This window comes from Pedobacter frigidisoli (assembly GCF_004331675.1).
Lineage (GTDB): Bacteria > Bacteroidota > Bacteroidia > Sphingobacteriales > Sphingobacteriaceae > Pedobacter > Pedobacter frigidisoli.
On record NZ_SJSN01000010.1, the window covers coordinates 65,941 to 86,561 of the forward strand.

16 protein-coding genes, 1 tRNA gene and 1 pseudogene are annotated in these 20,621 nt (G+C 41.1%); 9 read left to right on the top strand and 9 right to left on the bottom strand.

Translation table 11 applies throughout. The features are described from left to right. The first annotated feature begins 31 nt into the window (after positions 1-31). Positions 32-1,105, top strand: a complete 1,074-nt coding sequence (locus tag EZ449_RS13645) for a glycoside hydrolase family 5 protein (protein ID WP_165499760.1) — start codon at positions 32-34, stop codon at positions 1,103-1,105. A gap of 1,183 nt (positions 1,106-2,288) precedes the next feature. Here EZ449_RS13645 and EZ449_RS13650 read toward each other — a convergent pair. From EZ449_RS13650 to EZ449_RS13660, 3 genes are all read right to left on the bottom strand, one after another. Then, positions 2,289-2,897 (bottom strand): GIN domain-containing protein, encoded by a 609-nt coding sequence (locus EZ449_RS13650; protein WP_131559704.1) that lies wholly within the window; start codon positions 2,895-2,897, stop codon positions 2,289-2,291. A 444-nt stretch (positions 2,898-3,341) separates the two neighbouring features. Further along, positions 3,342-3,428, bottom strand: a tRNA-Ser gene (locus tag EZ449_RS13655). Between the two features lie 143 nt (positions 3,429-3,571). After that, positions 3,572-4,006, bottom strand: coding sequence for a DoxX family membrane protein (locus EZ449_RS13660; protein ID WP_131559706.1), 435 nt, complete (start codon positions 4,004-4,006; stop codon positions 3,572-3,574). A gap of 297 nt (positions 4,007-4,303) precedes the next feature. On the opposite strand from EZ449_RS13660, the pseudogene EZ449_RS13665 reads away from it, so the two are divergent. Further along, positions 4,304-6,866: pseudogene (locus tag EZ449_RS13665) on the top strand (glycosyl hydrolase); the annotation flags it as partial. 201 nt (positions 6,867-7,067) lie between these two features. Then, positions 7,068-7,544 carry a glycosylhydrolase-like jelly roll fold domain-containing protein gene (locus EZ449_RS23095; protein WP_225872328.1) on the top strand — a complete coding sequence of 159 codons (477 nt, stop codon included), beginning with the start codon at positions 7,068-7,070 and terminating at the stop codon, positions 7,542-7,544. A 113-nt stretch (positions 7,545-7,657) separates the two neighbouring features. Here EZ449_RS23095 and EZ449_RS13670 read toward each other — a convergent pair whose 3' ends face one another. Continuing rightward, positions 7,658-8,077, bottom strand: coding sequence for a response regulator (locus EZ449_RS13670; RefSeq protein ID WP_131559708.1), 420 nt, complete (start codon positions 8,075-8,077; stop codon positions 7,658-7,660). A gap of 212 nt (positions 8,078-8,289) precedes the next feature. Between EZ449_RS13670 and EZ449_RS13675 the strand changes: the two genes are divergently transcribed. Beyond that, a complete protein-coding gene (locus tag EZ449_RS13675) occupies positions 8,290-8,715 on the top strand; it encodes a hypothetical protein (RefSeq protein WP_131559710.1) in 426 nt (141 codons plus the stop codon). A 53-nt stretch (positions 8,716-8,768) separates the two neighbouring features. Here the strand turns inward: EZ449_RS13675 and EZ449_RS13680 are convergent, their stop codons facing one another. Then, positions 8,769-9,155: a hypothetical protein gene (locus EZ449_RS13680; RefSeq protein WP_131559712.1), complete on the bottom strand. Its 387-nt coding sequence runs from the start codon at positions 9,153-9,155 to the stop codon at positions 8,769-8,771. A 480-nt stretch (positions 9,156-9,635) separates the two neighbouring features. Between EZ449_RS13680 and EZ449_RS13685 the strand changes: the two genes are divergently transcribed. From EZ449_RS13685 to EZ449_RS13705, 5 genes are all read left to right on the top strand, one after another. Continuing rightward, a complete protein-coding gene (locus tag EZ449_RS13685; protein ID WP_131559714.1) occupies positions 9,636-11,195 on the top strand; it encodes a glycoside hydrolase in 1,560 nt (519 codons plus the stop codon). A 721-nt stretch (positions 11,196-11,916) separates the two neighbouring features. Next, a complete protein-coding gene (locus EZ449_RS13690) occupies positions 11,917-12,111 on the top strand; it encodes a cold-shock protein (protein ID WP_131559716.1) in 195 nt (64 codons plus the stop codon). A gap of 653 nt (positions 12,112-12,764) precedes the next feature. Beyond that, positions 12,765-12,989 (top strand): response regulator transcription factor, encoded by a 225-nt coding sequence (locus EZ449_RS13695; protein WP_131559718.1) that lies wholly within the window; start codon positions 12,765-12,767, stop codon positions 12,987-12,989. Positions 12,990-13,587: 598 nt separating this feature from the next. Then, entirely contained in the window at positions 13,588-14,781 is a 1,194-nt protein-coding gene (locus EZ449_RS13700) for a glycosyltransferase (RefSeq protein ID WP_131559720.1), read from the top strand. Beyond that, positions 14,781-15,596, top strand: coding sequence for a glycosyltransferase family 2 protein (locus EZ449_RS13705; protein ID WP_131559722.1), 816 nt, complete (start codon positions 14,781-14,783; stop codon positions 15,594-15,596). The genes EZ449_RS13700 and EZ449_RS13705 overlap by 1 nt, the downstream gene beginning before the upstream one ends. On the opposite strand, the gene EZ449_RS13710 is transcribed toward EZ449_RS13705, so the two are convergent. The 4 genes from EZ449_RS13710 to EZ449_RS13725 are packed head-to-tail and all read right to left on the bottom strand — an operon-like array spanning position 15,593 to position 20,191. Next, positions 15,593-16,636: a hypothetical protein gene (locus tag EZ449_RS13710; RefSeq protein WP_131559724.1), complete on the bottom strand. Its 1,044-nt coding sequence runs from the start codon at positions 16,634-16,636 to the stop codon at positions 15,593-15,595. The two genes, EZ449_RS13705 and EZ449_RS13710, sit on opposite strands and share 4 nt — an antisense overlap. A gap of 3 nt (positions 16,637-16,639) precedes the next feature. Next, positions 16,640-17,965: a PIG-L family deacetylase gene (locus EZ449_RS13715; RefSeq protein WP_131559726.1), complete on the bottom strand. Its 1,326-nt coding sequence runs from the start codon at positions 17,963-17,965 to the stop codon at positions 16,640-16,642. Further along, positions 17,952-19,103, bottom strand: a complete 1,152-nt coding sequence (locus tag EZ449_RS13720) for an acyl-CoA dehydrogenase family protein (RefSeq protein ID WP_131559728.1) — start codon at positions 19,101-19,103, stop codon at positions 17,952-17,954. Before EZ449_RS13720 ends, EZ449_RS13715 begins: the two co-directional genes overlap by 14 nt. Beyond that, positions 19,100-20,191: a glycosyltransferase family 4 protein gene (locus EZ449_RS13725; protein WP_131559730.1), complete on the bottom strand. Its 1,092-nt coding sequence runs from the start codon at positions 20,189-20,191 to the stop codon at positions 19,100-19,102. Before EZ449_RS13725 ends, EZ449_RS13720 begins: the two co-directional genes overlap by 4 nt. Positions 20,192-20,621: the final 430 nt, after the last annotated feature.

Sequence of the window (20,621 nt, forward strand, 5' to 3'; positions counted from 1 at the left end):
CCCTAAATGTATTAAGAGTTGAGCTATGAAAATGAAATTTATATGCGTTATGTTGCTTTTTGTAACTAATTTTCGCACTTTTTCCCAAGATGTTACAGCAATCGGACGAAGTCAGGCGATAGCAAAAGGGATTAACGTCTCTTGGTTGGAGCATTACTGGGATTCTCATGTTTTATCAGATTTAAAGATAAAAGATGGAGACTTTGTCCTCATTGCAAAAATGGGTTTTAACACCATCAGATTGCCGGTCGATTTTGAACATTTCTACCTAAATGCCTCCCCAACACAGAAAAATCTGTTGGTTAGTCGCATCGATTACATGATAAAAAAATGCAAAGCTTACAAATTAAAGCTCATTTTGGTGAATCACTATGGTAAGCTAACCCAAAAGAATTTTCAACAAGATAGCGACAGGTTGGTGAGGCTTTGGGCCGATTTGGAAAAACGATACCGACAAATATCTACTGAAAATCTTTATTTTGAGTTGTTGAACGAGCCCACGATTAAAGACACACTCTGGTTAGCCACCGCGGCCCAGGTTGTGTCTGTAATCCGAAAATTTTCTCCTGATAGAACCATCATTATTGGTGCATCAAATTACAATAGTTTATATGAGCTTAGCAGAATCAAGCCCATAAACCATAAAAATATACTTTACACATTTCACTTTTATGAACCATTTATCTTTACACATCAGGGTGCCGAATGGGTAGATAAGCAGGTTGCCACTATTGGGATTCCATTTCCCTATTTACCAAATCTAATGCCAAAAATGAGCAGGAATGCTATTGGTACTGGTGGAGAACCAAACTACAATAATTATAGCAATGAAGGTAAGGTAGGCTCTATTAGGGACAAGATCCAGATTGCTAAACAATGGTCGGTAAAATATAAGGTCCCTGTACTTTGTGGTGAATATGGTGCTTACCGTAAGCATATTTCCGATGATCATATCGCCAATTACATCTCCACGGTAAGAACTGAACTTTTAAGGGTAGGCATCCCGGGTATCATCTGGGATTATAACCAAAACTTCTCTCTTTTCCGAGGACCAGCTAACATCAAAAACCTATCACCACGCATGCAAAAAGCATTGGGTATGTAAAATGTCTCACCGTTTGTGGCTCAAAATGATATTTGTTGTTTGATCATTTAATTCGCTTACCTCTATACTTTATGGTAATAATAAAGATGAAATTTTAATCGCGCCGATTAAATCAATTTCTTAGATAAGATGAATGAGGTGTCGAATCCATTTTTAACAGATTCATAAACGATAAAAGCCAAGCATTTATTGTTCTGCTCGGCTTTTAATAATCAATTAATGTTGTGCTTGGCTTATTTTGCCTACATAATATAGAATTTATTAAAGCATCGGTAGCACTTAAATCGCTTTATGGATATAAAAGGCAAGATGGTTTTAAAGAGAAAGCCCCTTCTTACCCGGCTAGTTTCTTGATTCTTGCATTTTGGGCAAATCGGACAGGTTTTTTCAATGGTAGATTCAGGGGATGAAATCATAATAGGGGATATTATTAAAACTTTAAAATTAAACCTTTTTGCTTGCCCAGGCTAATCCTTAAAAGACAATTATTTGCTGCTCATCTACTTTATAATGGTGTACATCTTTTCTATGCTGTTTTACAGTCGTTTTTAATGAATGTTTACAGAAAAACATTTTGCTAGTCGTTAAAAAAGTTCATTCATAAAAGCTATGCTTGGCCTGTTTAAAAGGACGCAAGCTTAAATTTTACCAGAGTCATTTTTGTAATGGTAAATTTTCTTTAAATATTAACGCTAATTACAGGATTATTACTAATATTCAGCCATTAATAAAAAATGAGACAGATTTTTCAGGTAGAAATGGTATATTCTTAAGGTTTTATTAAAATCTAATACAAATTAACTTATTTAATTTAAATTTTCACACCATTTATTCCTGAATTGATTTTAATCAACAAAATTTAACTTTCAATTGTTCAATTATATATTAAGTAATGGAGACGTTGTTGAAAATGTTAGGCGAATTGCCACTTGGGAGTGGTTCAAGAAGAAAAAAGAATAGTCTTTGTTTAAGATCAATCTAAAAGGAGAGTATCGGCGATTGAAATAGTCTTTTATGATCTAAAGAGATTTAGGTTATTGTATAGCCTTATTTTCCCCATGCTACAGCTAAACACAATTGTTTGGTTCTGGATGGAACTAGCATCCGCCACTAGTGAGCCCTAAACAAATAAAGGCCATCTGTTTTATTCAGATAGCCTTGATATATGATGGTGTGCTTATTTTTACTTCGCTTTTGCGATTTCTTTTTCCACTGCGTTAGCTTGAAACGAACTGGTAGTTGTATTTAATGCTGCGAACCTGTCCATGGTAAGCTTTGGCGTTTCGCTAATTATTAAGGTATGGTCATCTGTAGCGCCGCTAAGTTTCAAGTTGGCATTGTCCGAAATTACGGTATAAAGTCCTTGACTAGTGGTATTGATATCCGCTACGGCATTTTCCTTTAAAAATATCTGCAAAAATTGAGTATTTAGTTTTCCTTGGGTCTTAATTGATGCATTTTCCGATGCTTCAATCCTAAATAAGTCATTCACACATAGAATCAGTTTGGTAGGCTCATTACTGCTGGCGCTAATCTGTAAAAGGTCTCCATTCCTTATTACTTTGGCCGAGCCTAAATTGTCGTCACTATAGCTAATGCTCATCTTAGTGCCTTGCACCAAGGTAACCTCTACATTTCCCTTTACTGAGATTTTTCTGAAATTGGCTAGCTTAGCTTTCTTTACAGGTGAAACTGTTATGGTATTTACTGGGATAGTGGTAGCAAATGCGCTAGTTGAAAGCATGATTGCTGAAACTGATGCTGCGATGATGGTTTTGATATAAGTTTTCATAACGTTATTATTTTAGGTTTTTAGTTGGTTTTTTATTTTGTTTTCTGATGATAAGACGCTAAACCAATAGAAACGTTGCAGCGTTTTCCAGTACTTTATACCATGAGGGATATATTCTCGACCAACAGGCATTTATCCTAGACAAGCGCTCATTAGATATGGTCGCTTAAACATCTGCCATTCAAAAATAGGGGCGTGTCAATATATTTTCAGCTTAGTTGAGACCGAAAGTAATGTGCTAACTAATGTTATATTTAAAGACTGCTGTTGCAGGTAGGTTAGTAAAAAAAGGATATAATCAATAAACTGATACCTTATCGGGCATATTTTGACAATGGCCGATCCAGCTTATTGATTAATCATAGGATGAAGGAAGAGTTTTAAAAAGCAAAAAAGCCTGAAATTTTGCAATTCCAAGCTTTTAGTAGGTTTTTGATACCTCGGCGGAGAGTGGGGGATTCGAACCCGCGGACCCTTTAACAAGTCAACAGTTTTCAAGACTGCCGCAATCGACCACTCTGCCAACTCTCCGCCGCAAAAGTACGAACTTGCAGCAAATCTGCAAATCATTTCTACTTTATTATTTTATTTAAGTATTTAATATTTGATAATCAATTATTTATCAAATAAAAAACAGCTTAAATTTGATCTTTTTTCGTCTTTTTCAATTGTTTTTAGGATATAGCTTTCTCCCTTTCTACTGAAATAACGCCGTCTCCCTCCACAATAAAGCAGATTAATCCGATTAATACCAATGATGAAAACCAAAATTCGGAATAAGGCTTAAATATTCCTGCTGATATATTGATGAAGAAAACCGCACCGATTAGGATCGGCAGGTTTACTATACAAAACAATCGGGTATGTGTGCCAAGGGCAATTGCTACGCCGCCAATAATGTGTGCAATAATAATCAAATGTGCCGCCAAGCTAATGCTAAAAGCTGTACCTAGCATCGTGCCCCGCATCAGCTGATTGAAAACTTCCATATGCATGTAAAAGTCGATGCCTTTCCATACCAGTACAATTCCAAGCAGGATTCTGAAATAATCGAGCCATTTTGGGTGATGGTGATCTCCCCAGTCTTGAATTTTCTTGAACAGTTTCATAATTTCTATATTTTGGTTAATTCAATTTACAACATATAATTCAATTGCACTCATTACCAAGCTTTTTTAACATTTCATATACCAATATCCTTGGCCGCTGAAGTTCTTAAGAACAATTTAGGCGTGTTCACGCAATTAATTTTGAAAGTATCAATTCCTAAATAAAGATCGCTCATTGTAGGCAGATGGATAAGTTATGATTTTGCGGATAAAAAATATCATTTCTGCTACGCAGGATAAATTTATCTGTGTAAATTGTAGATTTAAATTTTGATGGAACCCTAATCCACGCTACGAATGACTAAATTAGATTTAAGAATATTTCTCTGCGCCTTTGCTTTATTTATCCTATTCAGCACTGGTACATTATTAGCGCAGCAAGATCGTTCAATCAAGCAGTTAGAGAAAATTAAAACCGCCTTTATAAATGCACCCGATACCATTCAAACCAGTGTTTATTGGTATTGGTTATCAGATAATATCTCTAAACAAGGTGTAATTAACGATCTGGAGGCGATGAAAAAAGTCGGCATCAATAGGGCTTTCATTGGGAATATCGGTTTGGAGGATATGCCTTTCGGAAAGTTGAAGATGTTTTCTGAAGAATGGTGGGACATTATGCATACGGCGTTAAAAACCGCCACCCGATTAAATATCGAAATCGGACTCTTTAACAGCCCGGGCTGGAGCCAATCTGGTGGCCCATGGGTAAAGTCCACACAGGCCATGCGATACCTCACTTCTGCTCAGGTAAGCGCAACTGGCCCAACAAATTTCAGTCAGAAGCTCCCATTGCCCAATCCAGTTTTTGAAGATGTAAAAGTGATTGCCTATCCCGCTGGCGATAATGACAATATCATTTTGCTAAAACCCAATTTAAGTTCCACGCCATCAACAAAGGATTTAAGGCCTTTAATGGATAATTCATTTACATCCGCTATTAGATTAGAAAGAGAGCAACCTTTTACGCTCGATATTAATGTAGATCAAAATTTTACAGCGAGAAGCTTAACCATTTATTTTGCCGATAATGCCACTTCCTTTAGGGTGAAAATCCTTGCAGAAACAAATGGCAGCTACGAGGAAGTAAAAAATATTAAGGTTAACCGTTCCAATAGCAACCTCAATGTGGGTTTCTCTCCCTACGGACCAGCGGCTATTTCCTTTCCGGAAAGCAGGGGTAAAAAGTTCAGAATTGTGTTTAGCGAAATATCCTCATCCTTTGGAATAACTGAACTAAAACTTTCGCAAACACCAATCGTAGAAGATTATATCGAAAAATCACTGGCGAAGATGTGGCAAACGCCACTCCCTTATTGGGATGCTTATCTTTGGAAAGATCAGGCAGCCTCAACTGATCAAAAATTATTGATCAACCCCAATCAGGTAATTGATATTTCGAAACTGATGTCTGCCGATGGAACGCTTAAATGGAAAGTTCCCGCCGGAAACTGGATTATCGAGCGTACCGGTATGACGCCCACAAACGTAACCAACAGTCCTGCCGCTCCGGAAGGAAAGGGATTGGAGACCGATAAGATGAGCAAAGAGCATAGCTGCCCATTTTGATGCCTTTATGGGCGAGGTGCTTAGACGCATTCCTGCAGAGGACAGAAAAACCTGGAAAATGGTAGTTCAGGATAGTTATGAGACTGGTGGGCAAAACTGGACAGATGATTTTATTAAACAGTTTCGTAAGCGTTACCATTACGATCCAATGCCATTCTTGCCCGTTCTTCATGGAAAAGTAGTGCAGAGCGAAGATTATTCTAATCGCTTTCTTTGGGATTTAAGGCGTTTGGTGGCCGATAAGGTTGCTCACGATTACGTTGGCGGACTGGGTAAAATCAGTCATAAAAACGGACTTCGCACCTGGCTGGAATGTTATGGGCATTGGGGCTTTCCCGGCGAATTTTTACAATACGGCGGTCAGGCAGATGAGGTTGGTGGTGAGTTCTGGAGCCTGGGCGATCTTGGGAATATCGAAAATCGTGCGGCTTCATCCTCAGCACACATTTATGGAAAAACCAAGGTATCTGCCGAATCATTTACCAGTGCCGATCCTGCCTTTTCACGTACACCAGCGGGTATGAAACAAAGAGCCGATCGCTTTTTTACTGAGGGCATTAATAGCTCCTTACTCCATGTTTACATCCACCAACCAAATGAAGATAAATTACCAGGTGTAAATGCTTGGTTTGGTAATGAATTTAACCGCCACAACACTTGGTTTGCAGATATGGATATTTTCTTGCAGTACCTTAAGCGATGCAACATGATGCTGCAACAAGGTAAATACGTGGCCGACATAGCTTACTTCATCGGGGAGGATGCGCCTAAGATGACGGGGATTCAAGATCCAAAACTGCCAGATGGTTACAATTTCGATTACATCAATGCGGAGGTAATTGAAACCCGCATGAAGGTTAAAAACGGAAAGATGGTGCTGCCAGATGGCATGCAATACAGTATTTTGGTTTTGCCCAATCTACAGACCATGCGACCAGAACTACTGGAAAAGATTCGAAATTTGGTAATATCGGGAGCGGTAGTTTTGGGGCCAAAACCATCAAAATCACCAAGTATGCAAAATGGCCTAAAAGCCGATCAAAAAGTACAAAAACTAGCTGCCGAACTTTGGGGAGCAATCGATGGAAAAACAGTTCAGGTGAATCCCTTAGGTAAGGGAATGGTAATGAGTGGTATGGATCTCCAGCAGGCAATGGACTACCTGAAGATTCCTGCAGATTACAGTTCAAGCGAAAAAGACATACCGTTTATCCATAGGGAAATAAACGGAGGCTCGATTTTCTTTCTTTCTAACCAAAATAATGCACCTGTAAGTTTTAACGCTAAGTTTCGAGTAGCTGGTAAACACGCCCAGCTTTGGAATCCCGTTACCGGACACATAAGAAAACTCCCTCATGTTAAAAATCTAGAGCCCTCAACCGAAATTCCACTTGAACTAGCACCATTGGAAAGTGCCTTTATCATTTTTACTGATGAAGATCTATCCTTACCCAGCCAGCAACAACTTAATTATCCAAAGCCATCGCGTACCTTGGCAATTGAAGGGGAATGGTCGGTACAGTTTGATCAAAAGGGGCGTGGGCCAAAAAATCCAATAGCATTTACAACTTTACAGGATTGGAGCAAAAGTGAGAACGACAGCGTCAAATATTTTTCTGGTCATGCCATTTACGCCAAATCCTTTAATTTCGATCAGGCAAAGCAGGGAGAAACCATTATGCTCGATCTTGGAAACCTTACGGCAATTGCCAAGGTGAAATTAAATGGTATTGCTGTTGGTGGTGCTTGGATCGCCCCATTTCGCATCGACATCACCAGTGTCCTAAAGGCAGGAGAAAATAAGCTGGAAATTTCTGTCGTTAATACTTGGGTAAACCGATTGATAGGCGATAGCAAGCTTCCCGAAGCGCAAAGAAAAACTTCGCTAACCGTTAATCCTTACAAACCGGATAGCAAATTGCAGCCGTCAGGTCTTTTAGGTCCAGTGAAGATTGAGGTGATGAATTAGTAATTCAATTATAATGATTTAGCGCAAATCAATGAAGTTTTGAAGAACATGCCAGCGATATTCAAACATTAACCAATTATTATGAGGGCAAAAGCTTTAGTTTTGATATAGCATTATCGTTTCTTCATAATGGTCCTGATCTTTGGAAAAAGGCCACTATCAATAATTGGGGTACGCAGGTAGGATTTTACCAATTTAGATAATTCATCAATATGGAAAGGCTTTTCCAATACAGCATTACAGCCATATTCTGTCATGGGAAAAAGTACCCTGGCGTAGGCAGACATGATGATAATTGGAGTTTGCTCAAATAGATCCATCCCGCGTATTGCCCCGCTAAGTTCTCCTCCATTCCAATCAGGTAGCATGTAATCGATCAAGAAGAGGTCGGGTTTAAATTGCTCCATATGAGAAAATACGTGTTCTGTATCGGATATGCCGAGGCATTCATAGGCATCCAGTGTAAGTATTTCCTGAATGGTTTCCAGTAGTACCAGATCATCCTCTATGATCATGATTTTCTTTTGGGGCATTTGTTGCTCAGTTTTATTAGAAACAGCTTATACTGGCCATTTGTTTCATCATTTAAGCTATATTTAAGAACTAAATCCTAATTTGACTAGGGCTATTGTTTGATAAGAAATCCAGTTCACTAAGGCATGGTTTTTGTATTGCGCAGAAAAGCCTTAAAAACGATATTAGTTGATTCATACTGTTAGTAGGAGAGTACCTAAAACCAAAATTCATGAAATATATTATTCCAATAATTGCTGCTTTTTTAATGTTTACCATTCGAGCTCAGGCTCAGGTAACCCCAATACGAACAGGGTGGCATTCCCTTACCATTCAATGGATAAGTTTTAATGAGGCCGAACCTGGAAGGGTTTACATTAGGTCAATTGGTAAAGATGAGTATAGTATACAGGGTGAGCAAGTAGATAGGGATTCAAAAGAGTATGTGAAGATAAATGGCACCTTGCTTAACAAAGGGCGCACACTGAAATTCAATGGAAATATAGTCTCCAAGATCAATTCCAATAATGATGGACAGCCCTGCGAACTTAATGGGCTTTACCTATTTAAGGCGAGTGGAGTGCGGAAATATTGGCGCTTGCAACACCTGCTCAATTGCGATGGAGAGACCACCGATTATATCGATATCTTCTTTTAAGTTTTTTAGTAGATTGGGGCCCGAAGTTATTGTGGGCAAAAATCCGTATCAAACTATTCTCTCACGAAACGATAACCGCATCCCTCAAAGCAAGGTGGATTTAGAGTGAGGGACCTTGCAGAAACCTTGTAACGATAAGGTATGGACCTCATGTAGGATTTTGAATAGACTTCCATTGTTACACTATCTAAAATCTTGAAAGTCTGTAGATCAGATAATGCATCCCCATTCATCTGGCCCGATCGCTCGAGGTTAAGATACTGTGGATTTCCTTTCACTTTCATGTACCTACCACTGCCATCTCCGGGATCTGCCAACGTTTCGGTAAGCTTCCATCTCCCATAAATTTCTCCCGGACCATCTTCAACAGTATCCTTGTTTTTTTTGCAGGCGAAAATCATTAAGCTTATAAAAAGCATTACGAGAGATGTTCTTTTCATGATGCTGGTTTTTTAATATAAACGACTTAAATATATAAATCGCTACAATGAACAGAAAAAATTTTAATGGATCTTGCAACTCTTTCATCCTGTTTCGCAAGGCCTTTCGTTGCTTAAGCAGGTCATTGGGTTTCCGATCAACGTGGTTAACCTACTCAAGATATCTCCTTGGTTTTACCGAATCGTGACCTGCGCTCAATAGCGAAATTTAATAATGAAAATATCAATTTCTTTATCATGGGTGATCAGTTTCTTCAGAAAAGTTATAATTTGGCAATATCATTGCCAAGGTATTAAAGGCAATTTGTGATCTCAATTTAGAATCCAATATCCCTATAGAATTAATATTGCGTTAGTAAAATTAAGCCCTAAAATCCTGAAATATGATTGAGGGAAAATATGGTCATATTTTGTTAATTAAAATCAATAGAAGACAAGCTCAAATGGCTTTATTTGTACTTAACGTTTATGCATTTCAATATGAATAAGATAGTGGCACTTTTACTCCTGTCGTTCGGACTTACCATAACGGCATCTGCCCAGCAGCAGGATTCCCTGGTCGCCATCAGTATCGATCTCAATAAAACTTATCAAACCATAGAAAATATTGGCTCATCGGGCTGCTGGTTTTCTGAGGGTATCGGGAAGTATTGGCCGGTAGCAAAAAGAGAGCGCATTGCCGAAATGCTATTTAGCCAGGAACTAGATGCAAAAGGCCAGCCAAAAGGCATTGGTCTTTCTGCTTGGAGATTTAACATCGGCGCCGGCACTTTAGAGCAGGGCGATGCCAGTGGCATTAAAGATTTCCGACGCAGGGCAGATGGTTTTTTAAATGCCGATGGATCTTACGATTTGACCAAGCAGGCTGGCTACCGTTTCTTTTCGCAAAAAGCCAAGGATTATGGCGTGGAAACCCTCATCGCTTTCTCCAATTCTCCACCGGTACAATTCACAAAGAATAAGCTCGGCTACAAAACAGAAAAAGACTACAGATCCAATCTGAGGGAAGATGCCTATGGCGATTATGCAAAATTCCTGACCAAAGTAATCAAACATTTTGATGAGCAAAAACTTCATTTCGATTACATTAGCCCTGTTAATGAACCACAGTGGGATTGGTCGCACAAATACATGGAGGCCCATCAGGAGGGAAGCCCATGGAGTAATGAGGAGATCTATAAAATCACCAAAGCCCTAAATACCGAGTTAGGGAATGAAAGGCTGACGAGTAAAATATTGGTAACCGAGGCTGGAATGCTCAACTATTTGTATGGAGGCAGCGGTCATGCGGCCAATCAGATCCAAACGTTCTTCAATCCTAAAAGCCCACTTTATTTGGGTAGTCTTCAAAATGTGCCCAAAATCGTAGCGGGGCATGGTTATTTCACCGAATCTAACGATAGTGTGTTATTCGATATAAGAAAGCATTTGGCAGATACAGCAAAAGTATATGGGGTAAAATATTGGCAATCGGAATACTCCATGTTGGCCGATGGATTTAAGGAGGGCAACATGGGCGACAGAACTGCAATGGACTGCGCTATATTTCTCTCAAAAGTGATTCATGCCGACCTCACAGTAGGCAATGCCACGGCTTGGCAATTTTGGAATGCCTATGAACCGGGCAGCGCAGAAAAAAACACGAGATACTACCTCATTGCCTTACAAGGAAATCCAGATTTTAAGGATGGAAGTTTTCAAGACACCAAAAACCTTTGGGCCTTGGGCCATTACAGCAGATTTATTCGGCCAGGGATGATTAGGGTGGAAATGCAGCAAGATGGAAAACTGAAAAATAATCAACTGATGATCTCGGCATTCAAAAATTTAGACGGGAAATTGGTAGTTGTTGCCACAAACGCAGGCAGGGAAAAAATTCGGTTGAAAATGAACATATTGAATGCTAAAAAATACAGTTGGGTGAGCAGATACCTCACTACAGCTGATTTAAACATCAATATGTTATCCGAAGTAATAAAAGACGATCAAAGGTCGATTATATTACCTGCCAGATCAATCTCAACATTTGTGATGGACTAGAATACATTTATTTAATTCTTCTAAATGCTGAGGAGGGTTCGGCAGCTAAACCCAACTGTCCCGATATTAAAATAAATCCTAATTCCAAGCTTGACCAATCATCAATTTGATTCATTCGTTAACATTAGCTGCCAAATCTATGGGGTATAGGTACAGATGAGCGTACAAATGGAGGTCTGTATGCGTTTGATCTATGGGGGAATATTATTACATCCAAAACAATTATGGACTTAAACAGGCCTAATAACTTAGACATCGCCTATGGCTTGAGCATTAAGGGTAAAGGCCGACATTGTAGTAACCACCGAACGTTATACCCATTAATTGAGAATCTATTCGCTCCCCAATAACCTTTCATTTCTATCCCTGGGAGGATATAGCAAGGAAAAAGTTAGATTTGAGCCATTAGTGATATGGAAAGTGACCCTCCAACGCCGATAGCTAAATGCTATTGATCCCTAATTTTTTTAATGCTGCTCTGGGAAGCGCGGTAATTGGTAGATCCAAAACAGGCGCATATGAATCGACCACAGACCAGCGGGCGGGAGATATGGTATGTTGGGCGAGCTGTTCAGTTATTTTGGTCGTTGAGCAAAGAGACTTTGTCCCGATTTATCAACAAGATAGGCTCAATGTTTTGGACTTCAGGTATAATTGTAACAATTAGCATGTATTAAAACCATATCCACAAAGACCTGTTATTCAATCTCAACTAAAAAAAATGAGAAGAGGTAAGATAATTAATATAACCCTTTCCGAGGGAAGGGGATTCATAATAGATGAGAATGATGAGGAGATTCCATTCTGCCTGAAGATGCTAGACAATCGCCTGGGAATTGCAGATGAGGTACTCTTTGAGATCGTCAAGACCAACTACGGTCTTACGGCAATGAATATCAAGGCTCTCGTAGCCTAAATGCACCTTACAGAATATTTATAGTTATGATCGTTGAATTGCTTGCGCTATTTAAATACTTGAGAGTAGGATGAGGTCTTGATTGATCCAGATAGGTTTATTGGCATCGTCAGAACAGTCCTAATATCCCTGATGATATATTATTGAACAACTGACGTACTTTTTTGGTATTAGTCTCAAATTCCTTAAGTCACAGAATCCTGATCAAATATTTTGGAGAACATTTGGAGTTACAGATGCAACCATAAGAGGCTAAACCAAAATAATCCGACAAGCTCTCGGGTGATGTATATTTACTATCACCCCTGAACGGGTTAGTGTCTTTTTATTCTGGATGCGAAACTCATGGGCCGCAGTCCAAAAACACTTCCTTCAGAAATATTTCCAGTATTAGCGATCCTCATTTTACTAGATTCTGTAGAGGATACGGCAACAATTTCAAGAATGGCTTGTTTGGTGAAAGTTCTTATTGTACCAGTCGAGGCTTTGTCCAATAGCTAAATCAATTTACCCCATATATATTCGGTCGTATTGAGCCCTTGAACAATTTTCATAATAGGTCAGGTTGCAAAGGGCATAATGAGCTTATCCGCCACATGTAACAATATTCTTATATAGAATAATTGCCCAGTGATAATCCATATCTTCCACAGATGGAAAACAATATCCCCCCAGATGCCGTAAACAAATTATCTGACAAGCTGGAACAGGTATTGATCTTGGTTGCTGAAGGTGCTACAAATGCAGAGATTGGTGAAAAACTCTTTTTGAGTAAAAGAACTATTGAGAAGTTAAGAGCTGATTTGATCATCATTACACGGACAAGGAATACCGCATCACTAATCACTTTTGCCTTTAGGAATGGGTTGATTGTCTAAGTGCAATCTGTCCACACCATTTTGTCTCTAAAAATGTACGGAGTCTCCATTCATTCCCCAACTACGCCTTTTAAGCTTTATCTTTATTATTCCATTGCGTTAAGGTATTCTCCTATAATGAGTGCACTCTTAATAAAACCCTTTATCTGCTGGAGAATATTCTTCCATCTTCTCACGATCTGTAGTTCTTGTGTAGTTGTTCATGTTAGTGGATCTAAGATGACCTGGAAGGGTGGGTCGGTGGCCATTTTTTGGAGTGTTGGACTTTGATCATTTTCAAGGCGATGTCCAATATATTTGCAGATGGGGTGCCGGAGGGCCTGCTGTCACTTGGTTGACCAATTTCACTGAACTCATTCGGCCAGCCCATTAAATAGGTCTTAGTACCTTTGACGATTGCAGATTCATTAAAGGTTTCTGGCCCGTTGGATTTCAACTGTTGCCAAATAACGCCTTATCACCTCGCACTTCCCTTATCCAATCAGCTGTTTGCCAAGTGTTAATTTAGGCTTATCGAAGGGATTCATTAGATAGAGATTCACAGAACTTTATCCCCCAAATCATGTTCTAATTACACCACCAAGATCATTTTATCCCCATGAGTGCAAATTTACCACTAAGTGCAGAAATATGTTTTGAGGAACCTGCTCACCCGGCATTGAGACTATCAGTTATTATTCCGGCCAAGGACGAGGCCGATTTCATCACGACAACCTTGGATGCATTACGCATGCAAGTGGATAAGTATGAAAATGATATTCCTGACAATACCTATGAGGTATTGGTTTTGACTAACAATTGTTCAGATGATACATTTGAGATCTGTCAGTGCTACCAAGCTAAATATCCCCACTTTCGGCTTTTCATTCAGAACGTGGTACTTGCCCCGTCAATAGCGCATATTGGTACGGTGAGACGCCTTTTAATGGATGCAGCCTATAAACGCTTAAGTTTCATAGCGGGGTATAGGGGGATAATTGTCTCTACCGATGCAGATAGTGAGGTAGATTCGCAATGGATCTATCATATAATTTCGGAAATGGATAAGGGAGTGGATGTTGTCGGTGGTAGAATTCTGCCACGAGCAACGCCAATCTTATCGAGAATACACCACTTAAGGGATGTCGCCTATCGTTTTCTTCGAACGCGATTGGAGGCCGAGCTAGATCCTTGCCAATCTAATCCCTGGCCCAGACATTTCCAATGTTATGGGCCAAGCCTTGCTGTTACCTGTGATATCTATGACCGGGCGGGTAGGCTTCCTGCCATTCCATATTTAGAGGACGAGGAGTTTCGAAAGGCCCTCAAGCGTATCGATGCAAAGATAAGGCATGCGCCAAATGTCCGGATCTATACATCTTCTAGACTTGTAGGAAGAGTAGATTTTGGGTTTTCGGTACAATTACAACAATGGACGAATATGAGCTTGAACAAGGAACAGCAAATGGTAGAATCACTTCAGAGCGTTTATCTCCAATTGGGTCTTAAGCATGATCTTCGCAAGTTATGGTTGGCTATAATTGCTGGCAGGGATGTATTGTTGGAAATTAACGCGCTTGCCTTTAAGTTACAGTGTGATGGCGAGGAGCTTTATATGATGCTCACCACAAGCGCTTATTTTGAGTCCTTATGGGAGAAGATAGAACTGCAGTTGGTTCAGTTGCAACCCAGTTTTGTAAGTTTACAGCCTATTTCGGTTGCTATAGAGGATTTTAGGGCATATTTTTCTAAGCGCACCACTACCAAGCCAAGTGCGTTGATCAATGCCATTATACCTGTTGACTTAATCTAATGGATATTTCAGTAATTACCATAGTTCGCGGAAGAGAGCGTGCACTTGTTCAGTTGATCTTGGGTTTATCGCATAATAAACAACTTCCAAGCGAACTGGTCATCATACTTATGAATGAACCGGTGCGGAAATTACCAGAGGCTCCATTTCCAATAAATCAGTTGATTCTTAACCATTCCGCTACCTTGCCATTAGCAGCTGCCAGAAATCTTGGAGCAAAAAATGCCAGAGCTGTCCAACTTGTATTTCTGGACGTAGATTGTATACCTGCACCTGATCTTATTGAGTTGTATTCCGTCAAATGCCAGGCGGGGTTTTTGAATAATGGGATAGTACGCTACCTTAAAAAAGGCGCAACGGATGTAGATGGATTTTGCGACAGGCTGAATGAGATGAGTGGTCCTGATCCAGTCAGATCCAATCTCGGTCATTTGCCCCATGAACTTTTCTGGTCACTAAACTTTTCCTGTTCTGCCAATGATTATCATAGAATTGGCGGATTTGATGAGGCTTTTACAGGATATGGTGGCGAGGATACTGATTTTGCCTTTATGGCAAGGGCGCTTGGAATGGGAATGACAAGGATTGATGCAGTCGCCTATCATCAATATCATGATGGCTATGCCCCTCCGCTCAACCATTTCATCGATATTGTGGACAACGCAGGCAAATTTTTTCTAAAATGGAATAGATGGCCTATGGAAGGTTGGTTAAGGGCTTTTGCAAAAATGGGCTTGATTACTTTTGGTACGGATAGCATACAGATAAATCGCTTGCCTAATATTGGGGAGATTGAGCAATCAAAAAAAACCTAGGGATTAAAAAGTTCTCCAGCTGTATCGATGATCGCCTTGGCCATGCGATAAGCTCCCTCAGCATCCGTGACACCTTGCCAGTCTGGTGTTTCACTTTCCAGTTCCTGGAAAATAACAGGCCAGTCTTGGTCAGCTAGATCCGCCAGGCCAATAATCTTGATGCCCTCCCTCTCCTGAATCGCCCGTGCTTTTTCGAGCTGCTCGTCGAAAGGACGAATTTCGGGGATTCCCAAAAAGCGTTTATTGAGAGATGCCACCTCCATTACGGTGTTGTGTCCCGTATTTCCAATAATGAACTGACAGGATCTCAATATGCTTTCAGGCGATAATAATCGACCGTGCCAGTAAACGTTGGGATTTGAAATTTCGTTTCTATCCAAGCCCAGGACATGGAAAATATGATTTGGGAGTTTTTCAGCAATGCTTTCGATCAGCTCGGCATTGATGGAAGAACCACCACTGCCGATGAGCACCCCAACTTGGCCCCTAACCTCAGATGACTGATCTAGTATGTGGTCAAACCTGGAAAATCCCCCAGTAAAAACTGTTTTGCTGTAGATCCAATCCTCCGATCCAAGATGTTCTGCCCTAGCAAACGGCGCTATAATTAAGGCCGCACTTTGGTAGGCCATTAAATGGGGCAGGTCATCTCGTATTCCGTGTTGTCGGATAACAACTGTGGGTACAGAGCAGAGCCTTGCGAATAAGGCAACCTCAACAGAAACATCGACAACAAGTATTAAAGGGGAGATTCGCCTGAAGAGATCCGCCATGATGGACATGCGCTCCCGAATGCCCGAAAGTCCAATAGGTGCATAGTGAAAGGTATCTGGAGTGTTACCTATGGGTAGTTCCTGATCTGTAAAATCTGGTGGAAGATGGATTAAGGTTACGTTTTCTGGTAGCGGATGAACAGTGTTGTTCAGCTCACTTCCCAAGAGGATAACAGAATATTCCGTAAGTTGGGTAGCTATCTTTAATGTGCGTATTAAATGGCCCGACCCATGGTGATGGACATAAAAGGCGATCGTAAATGACATATCCTATGGTTTTCTATATACGTCCAAGCGATAGTGCTCATGCCTTTTAACATCTAGGTGCGGCATCCCTAGATCATTAAAAAAATCATGTACATGGTCCCCAGTCAGTGGATAGTCTGCTACAAAATGTGTCCAGTGAACCAAGATTAGTATGCCGCCTCGGCTCAGGCTTTTCACGATCTGTTCCCCTACAATTAGCAGATCTTCGATAGAGAGGTAATAGCCGACCTCGCTCATGACAATTAGTTCGAACTCACCAGAGGGAAAATCCTGAGGGATGCCACCGAGTAAAAATTCTACATTGGTGGATTTTGACAATCGCTTGCGGGCAAGATCGAGTGCTGTTTCACTGATATCCATCGCCAGTAATTGTTTACATCGATCCGCCAACAACCTGGTAAATACACCTATTGAACAACCAATCTCCAATGCCCTGGAGTAGTTCCCAGGTGGTATAGCTGCCAACGTAGAGCGGTATTTCGCATCTTCATATTCGCTTTTCTCAAAGTCCCATGGATCTGTGTCTTTCTGGTACAACTCCTCGAAATAACCCTTAGGGAGCGTTTCGCTGGGATTAATTTTTTTCCTCTCCATAAAATATTCTTTTTGCTGTGTAAAATTCGCGATAACCTCCGGCAATAGTATAAATCCATCAGGATCATCGTCTATAAAGCGTGTAGTCTGCGAGATATGCGCCTGGATACATTCAACTTTAAGGTTAAGGTATTTTGCCACGTCTAGCGCTAGTAGTTCTCCGGCAATCAAGTCTGGGATATCACTGGCCATCGCATTCTCGTAAAGCCATATCGGATATTCCCAAATTCTTGGACGGGGGATCCGTGCCTGCTCCAGGGCGGAGATAAGTAACTGATGAGTAGCCCTATGGTCGCAGTGTGGATCGAGTTCGTAGGGTACCAGAATAAGGTCTGGCTGAATTAGAATCAAGTCAGCCTTTAGCCGAGTGACCAATTCGTCAAATCCATCCAAGCCCTGAGAGGGCATACTGGCATCTACCGCCCCATAACAGCGGAGCGCATCCGCCCCAAGTCCAAGCAGATCCATGGCCAGCCTTAGTTCCTCTATACGTAGAAGAGCAAGTTTATCTGGTGGGTATCGCTTTGAGTTTGGATGTGACCTGCTTCCATCTGTTGTTAGGATGATGGTTACCAAGGCGCCGTTCCCAATGAGGGTAGCAATCAGACCAGCGCAGGCCAATGACTCATCGTCGGGATGTGGCACCATAACCAGGCAGCGTTTAATGTGTTCCAATTCAGTGCCCAGAACCGGAATAGCATTTTGCCAGAATCCGATCTTATCAAATGTGTTCATCAAATGCTGCAGGATATTTTGTGAAAAATTCGCCTACCTTTAATCTAGTTGCATCGGGTGCTGGCTGTCTCAGGTAAAAACTTAGGTCACGGAAGATTCTACCCAGGGAATAAGGTTCCATGAGGCCTCTTGCCCCAACGGAACGATTAGCGTCATCCATTACTTTTAGGCAAATTTCCTCAATATTTACCCTAGTCATGTTTGCAAAGGCAATGAGCTCCTCATTATGTTCGCCTCCATCTGCCCAACTATCATAATATTGCCCAGCCTTTTCGAGCCAGAGCCTGCCACTCACAACTGCAGACATCATATTGGCGAGCCGTAATTGCTGAAACGGATCTCCCATTCTGCAAAGCTCATCTAAATAGGCAATCGTGGCTTCTGCGATGGCTTCTGCTCCGCCCAGTTGAACAGCGGAAAACCGCATAGCTCCCCCATTGAAATAAGGTTGATTGAGGTATATGCCGGGGCAACCTAGGAACTCTTCGCCTCGCAGCTGATAACCCGAAAAGTCCACCTTATAACTGCCAGAGGCTTTCATGCCCAAGGGCTTCCAGCTTTCACGATCGATCCGATCATCAGCCAGGCTATCCATGTTCAAGATGACCATCTGCCAACCCTCTCGATCCGCTGAACTGATATCGCCGGTAATTAAGGCCCTGTTTACAAGGGTGGCTCCTGAGCAAAAAGTCTTACATCCATTAACGATAAATCCATTCTTTTCAGGAATCAACGTTATCCCATTTTTATCCTGTGTATTCCAGATGCCAAATAAGTGACCGTATTCCCTCACGCCCTTATACCATTCCTCCTGTTGTGCCACATCGGCATAAAGGTGAATAAGGTAGAGCGTGTTAATGTGGCCCTCAAAAATTCTTCCCACCGAAAGGTTAGCTTTTCCGATGTCCTTTAACAACTTGAGTAGGGCAGGCATATTTGGGGTATTAAAATCCAATAAGCCCCCTGGGAGTACCAACTGAAGCGCACCACAACTACGAAGCCACTCAAATTCGGTTTTTGGTCCTAAGGGGTCATTTTCGGTACTTGACGCTCGCTTAGCTATCCTATCCAAAACCTCCTCAAAGTGATGCTGGATAAACTCCGTAGCTGGATTTATGCTATTGTCTTGGGTCATCATATGGCATAGTTAAGATTTCGCTTTTCCTCGATAATATCTTCGAGAAGCTGTTCATAGGCCGCAATCATATGGTGAAAATCAAAACGATTAACTGCATGAAGGTGAATCCTTTTTCTTTCAAGGCCCATAGCCTGGCAAATGGCATTTCCCAGTGCAGGCACATTGCCAAATTCTACCAACACCCCTGTCTCAGCAGTAACCAATTCCGGGAGGGCCCCCATATTAAAACCAGCTATTGGTGTGCCGCATGCCATAGCCTCTGCCACTACAAGACCAAAAGGCTCCTGCCAACATGGGGTGATAAGACATACGCTTGCCTCACCAATCTCTTGGTTAAGCTGCTTTTGGTTAAGCAATCCCAGTAAGGTAATATCTGTGTCAAGGATAGGCACTATCTCTCGGTCGTAGTAGCGCTTATCAGATATGGCTCCAGCTACATGTAGGGCTATACCTGCTGATCTAGCAGCTTTAATGGCCAAGTGTAAGCCCTTATCAGGATGAATCCTTCCAAACCAGATTGCATATTGCTCCTTAGCTGGTGAAGAATAAAAGTCCCAGTCCTGTAGCATTATCCCGTTGAGGATAACTGGACATTCAGCTATCAGCTTTTGCCAGTTGAACGCACTTTGATATGATACAGTCACATAATTCATAACAGGTCGTCGCCGCTCTGCTGCGATAGCCAATTCAAGCTCATAAAAGGGGGGTGTATGTAGTACCGTTACCATGGGTGTTCTGATGGTATTGGCCATAGTGATTGGAATATAATGCAGGCTATTATTGAATATAACATCGAGGCCCAACGCATCAATTTTGCACATTAGCCCAAAATAGGCATGATGCTCAGCGATGTATTCTGAGGGCAGATTTCTTTGTCCTTTCCTGGTCCTGCTCACCTGATCATAATGATCGTCGGAAAGTATAGCTTCTAGAGGTAAGGTTGGATCCGATGATGAACTTGCAAACAAGGTCACCTGATGTCCCAATGCCGTTAAGGCATTCGTGACCTGATGGGTGAATACCTCAAGCCCGCCGGCAAACGGAGCACTAATCGGATGTTTTAGATGGGAAATGACTCCTATTTTCATGGGTGGTTTAAGTGGGTTATGATAGGCTTAAGACACTAAAAATGCTGAAATGGTTTTTAAATTGCCAAATAAGGAGTTGCAGAAGATCTGTTAGGATACAGCGGATAGTTTTGATTGATCCACTGGAATCATCATTCAAGATCTAAACAAGGTTCACAAAAGTTTATAAATGGAAAGAAACTAGATGTTAGGTATTAAATGTGTAATATCCTCAATTCGGCGGATGCACAGAGGGCATAGAATGGCCCGTGGATCCTTGGCAGTAACTCCATTTGTAGATGAAGATTGGTGGTTTGTGGTTGTAATACCAACTTAAGGCATATCCGATGATTTTTCAAGAGCTGTATCCTTAGTGGTAATATATACACCAAAACCTGTCGGGCCAAATCACATTGGATCACCGAGGTAATTGCTCATAACTGGTGCCTAT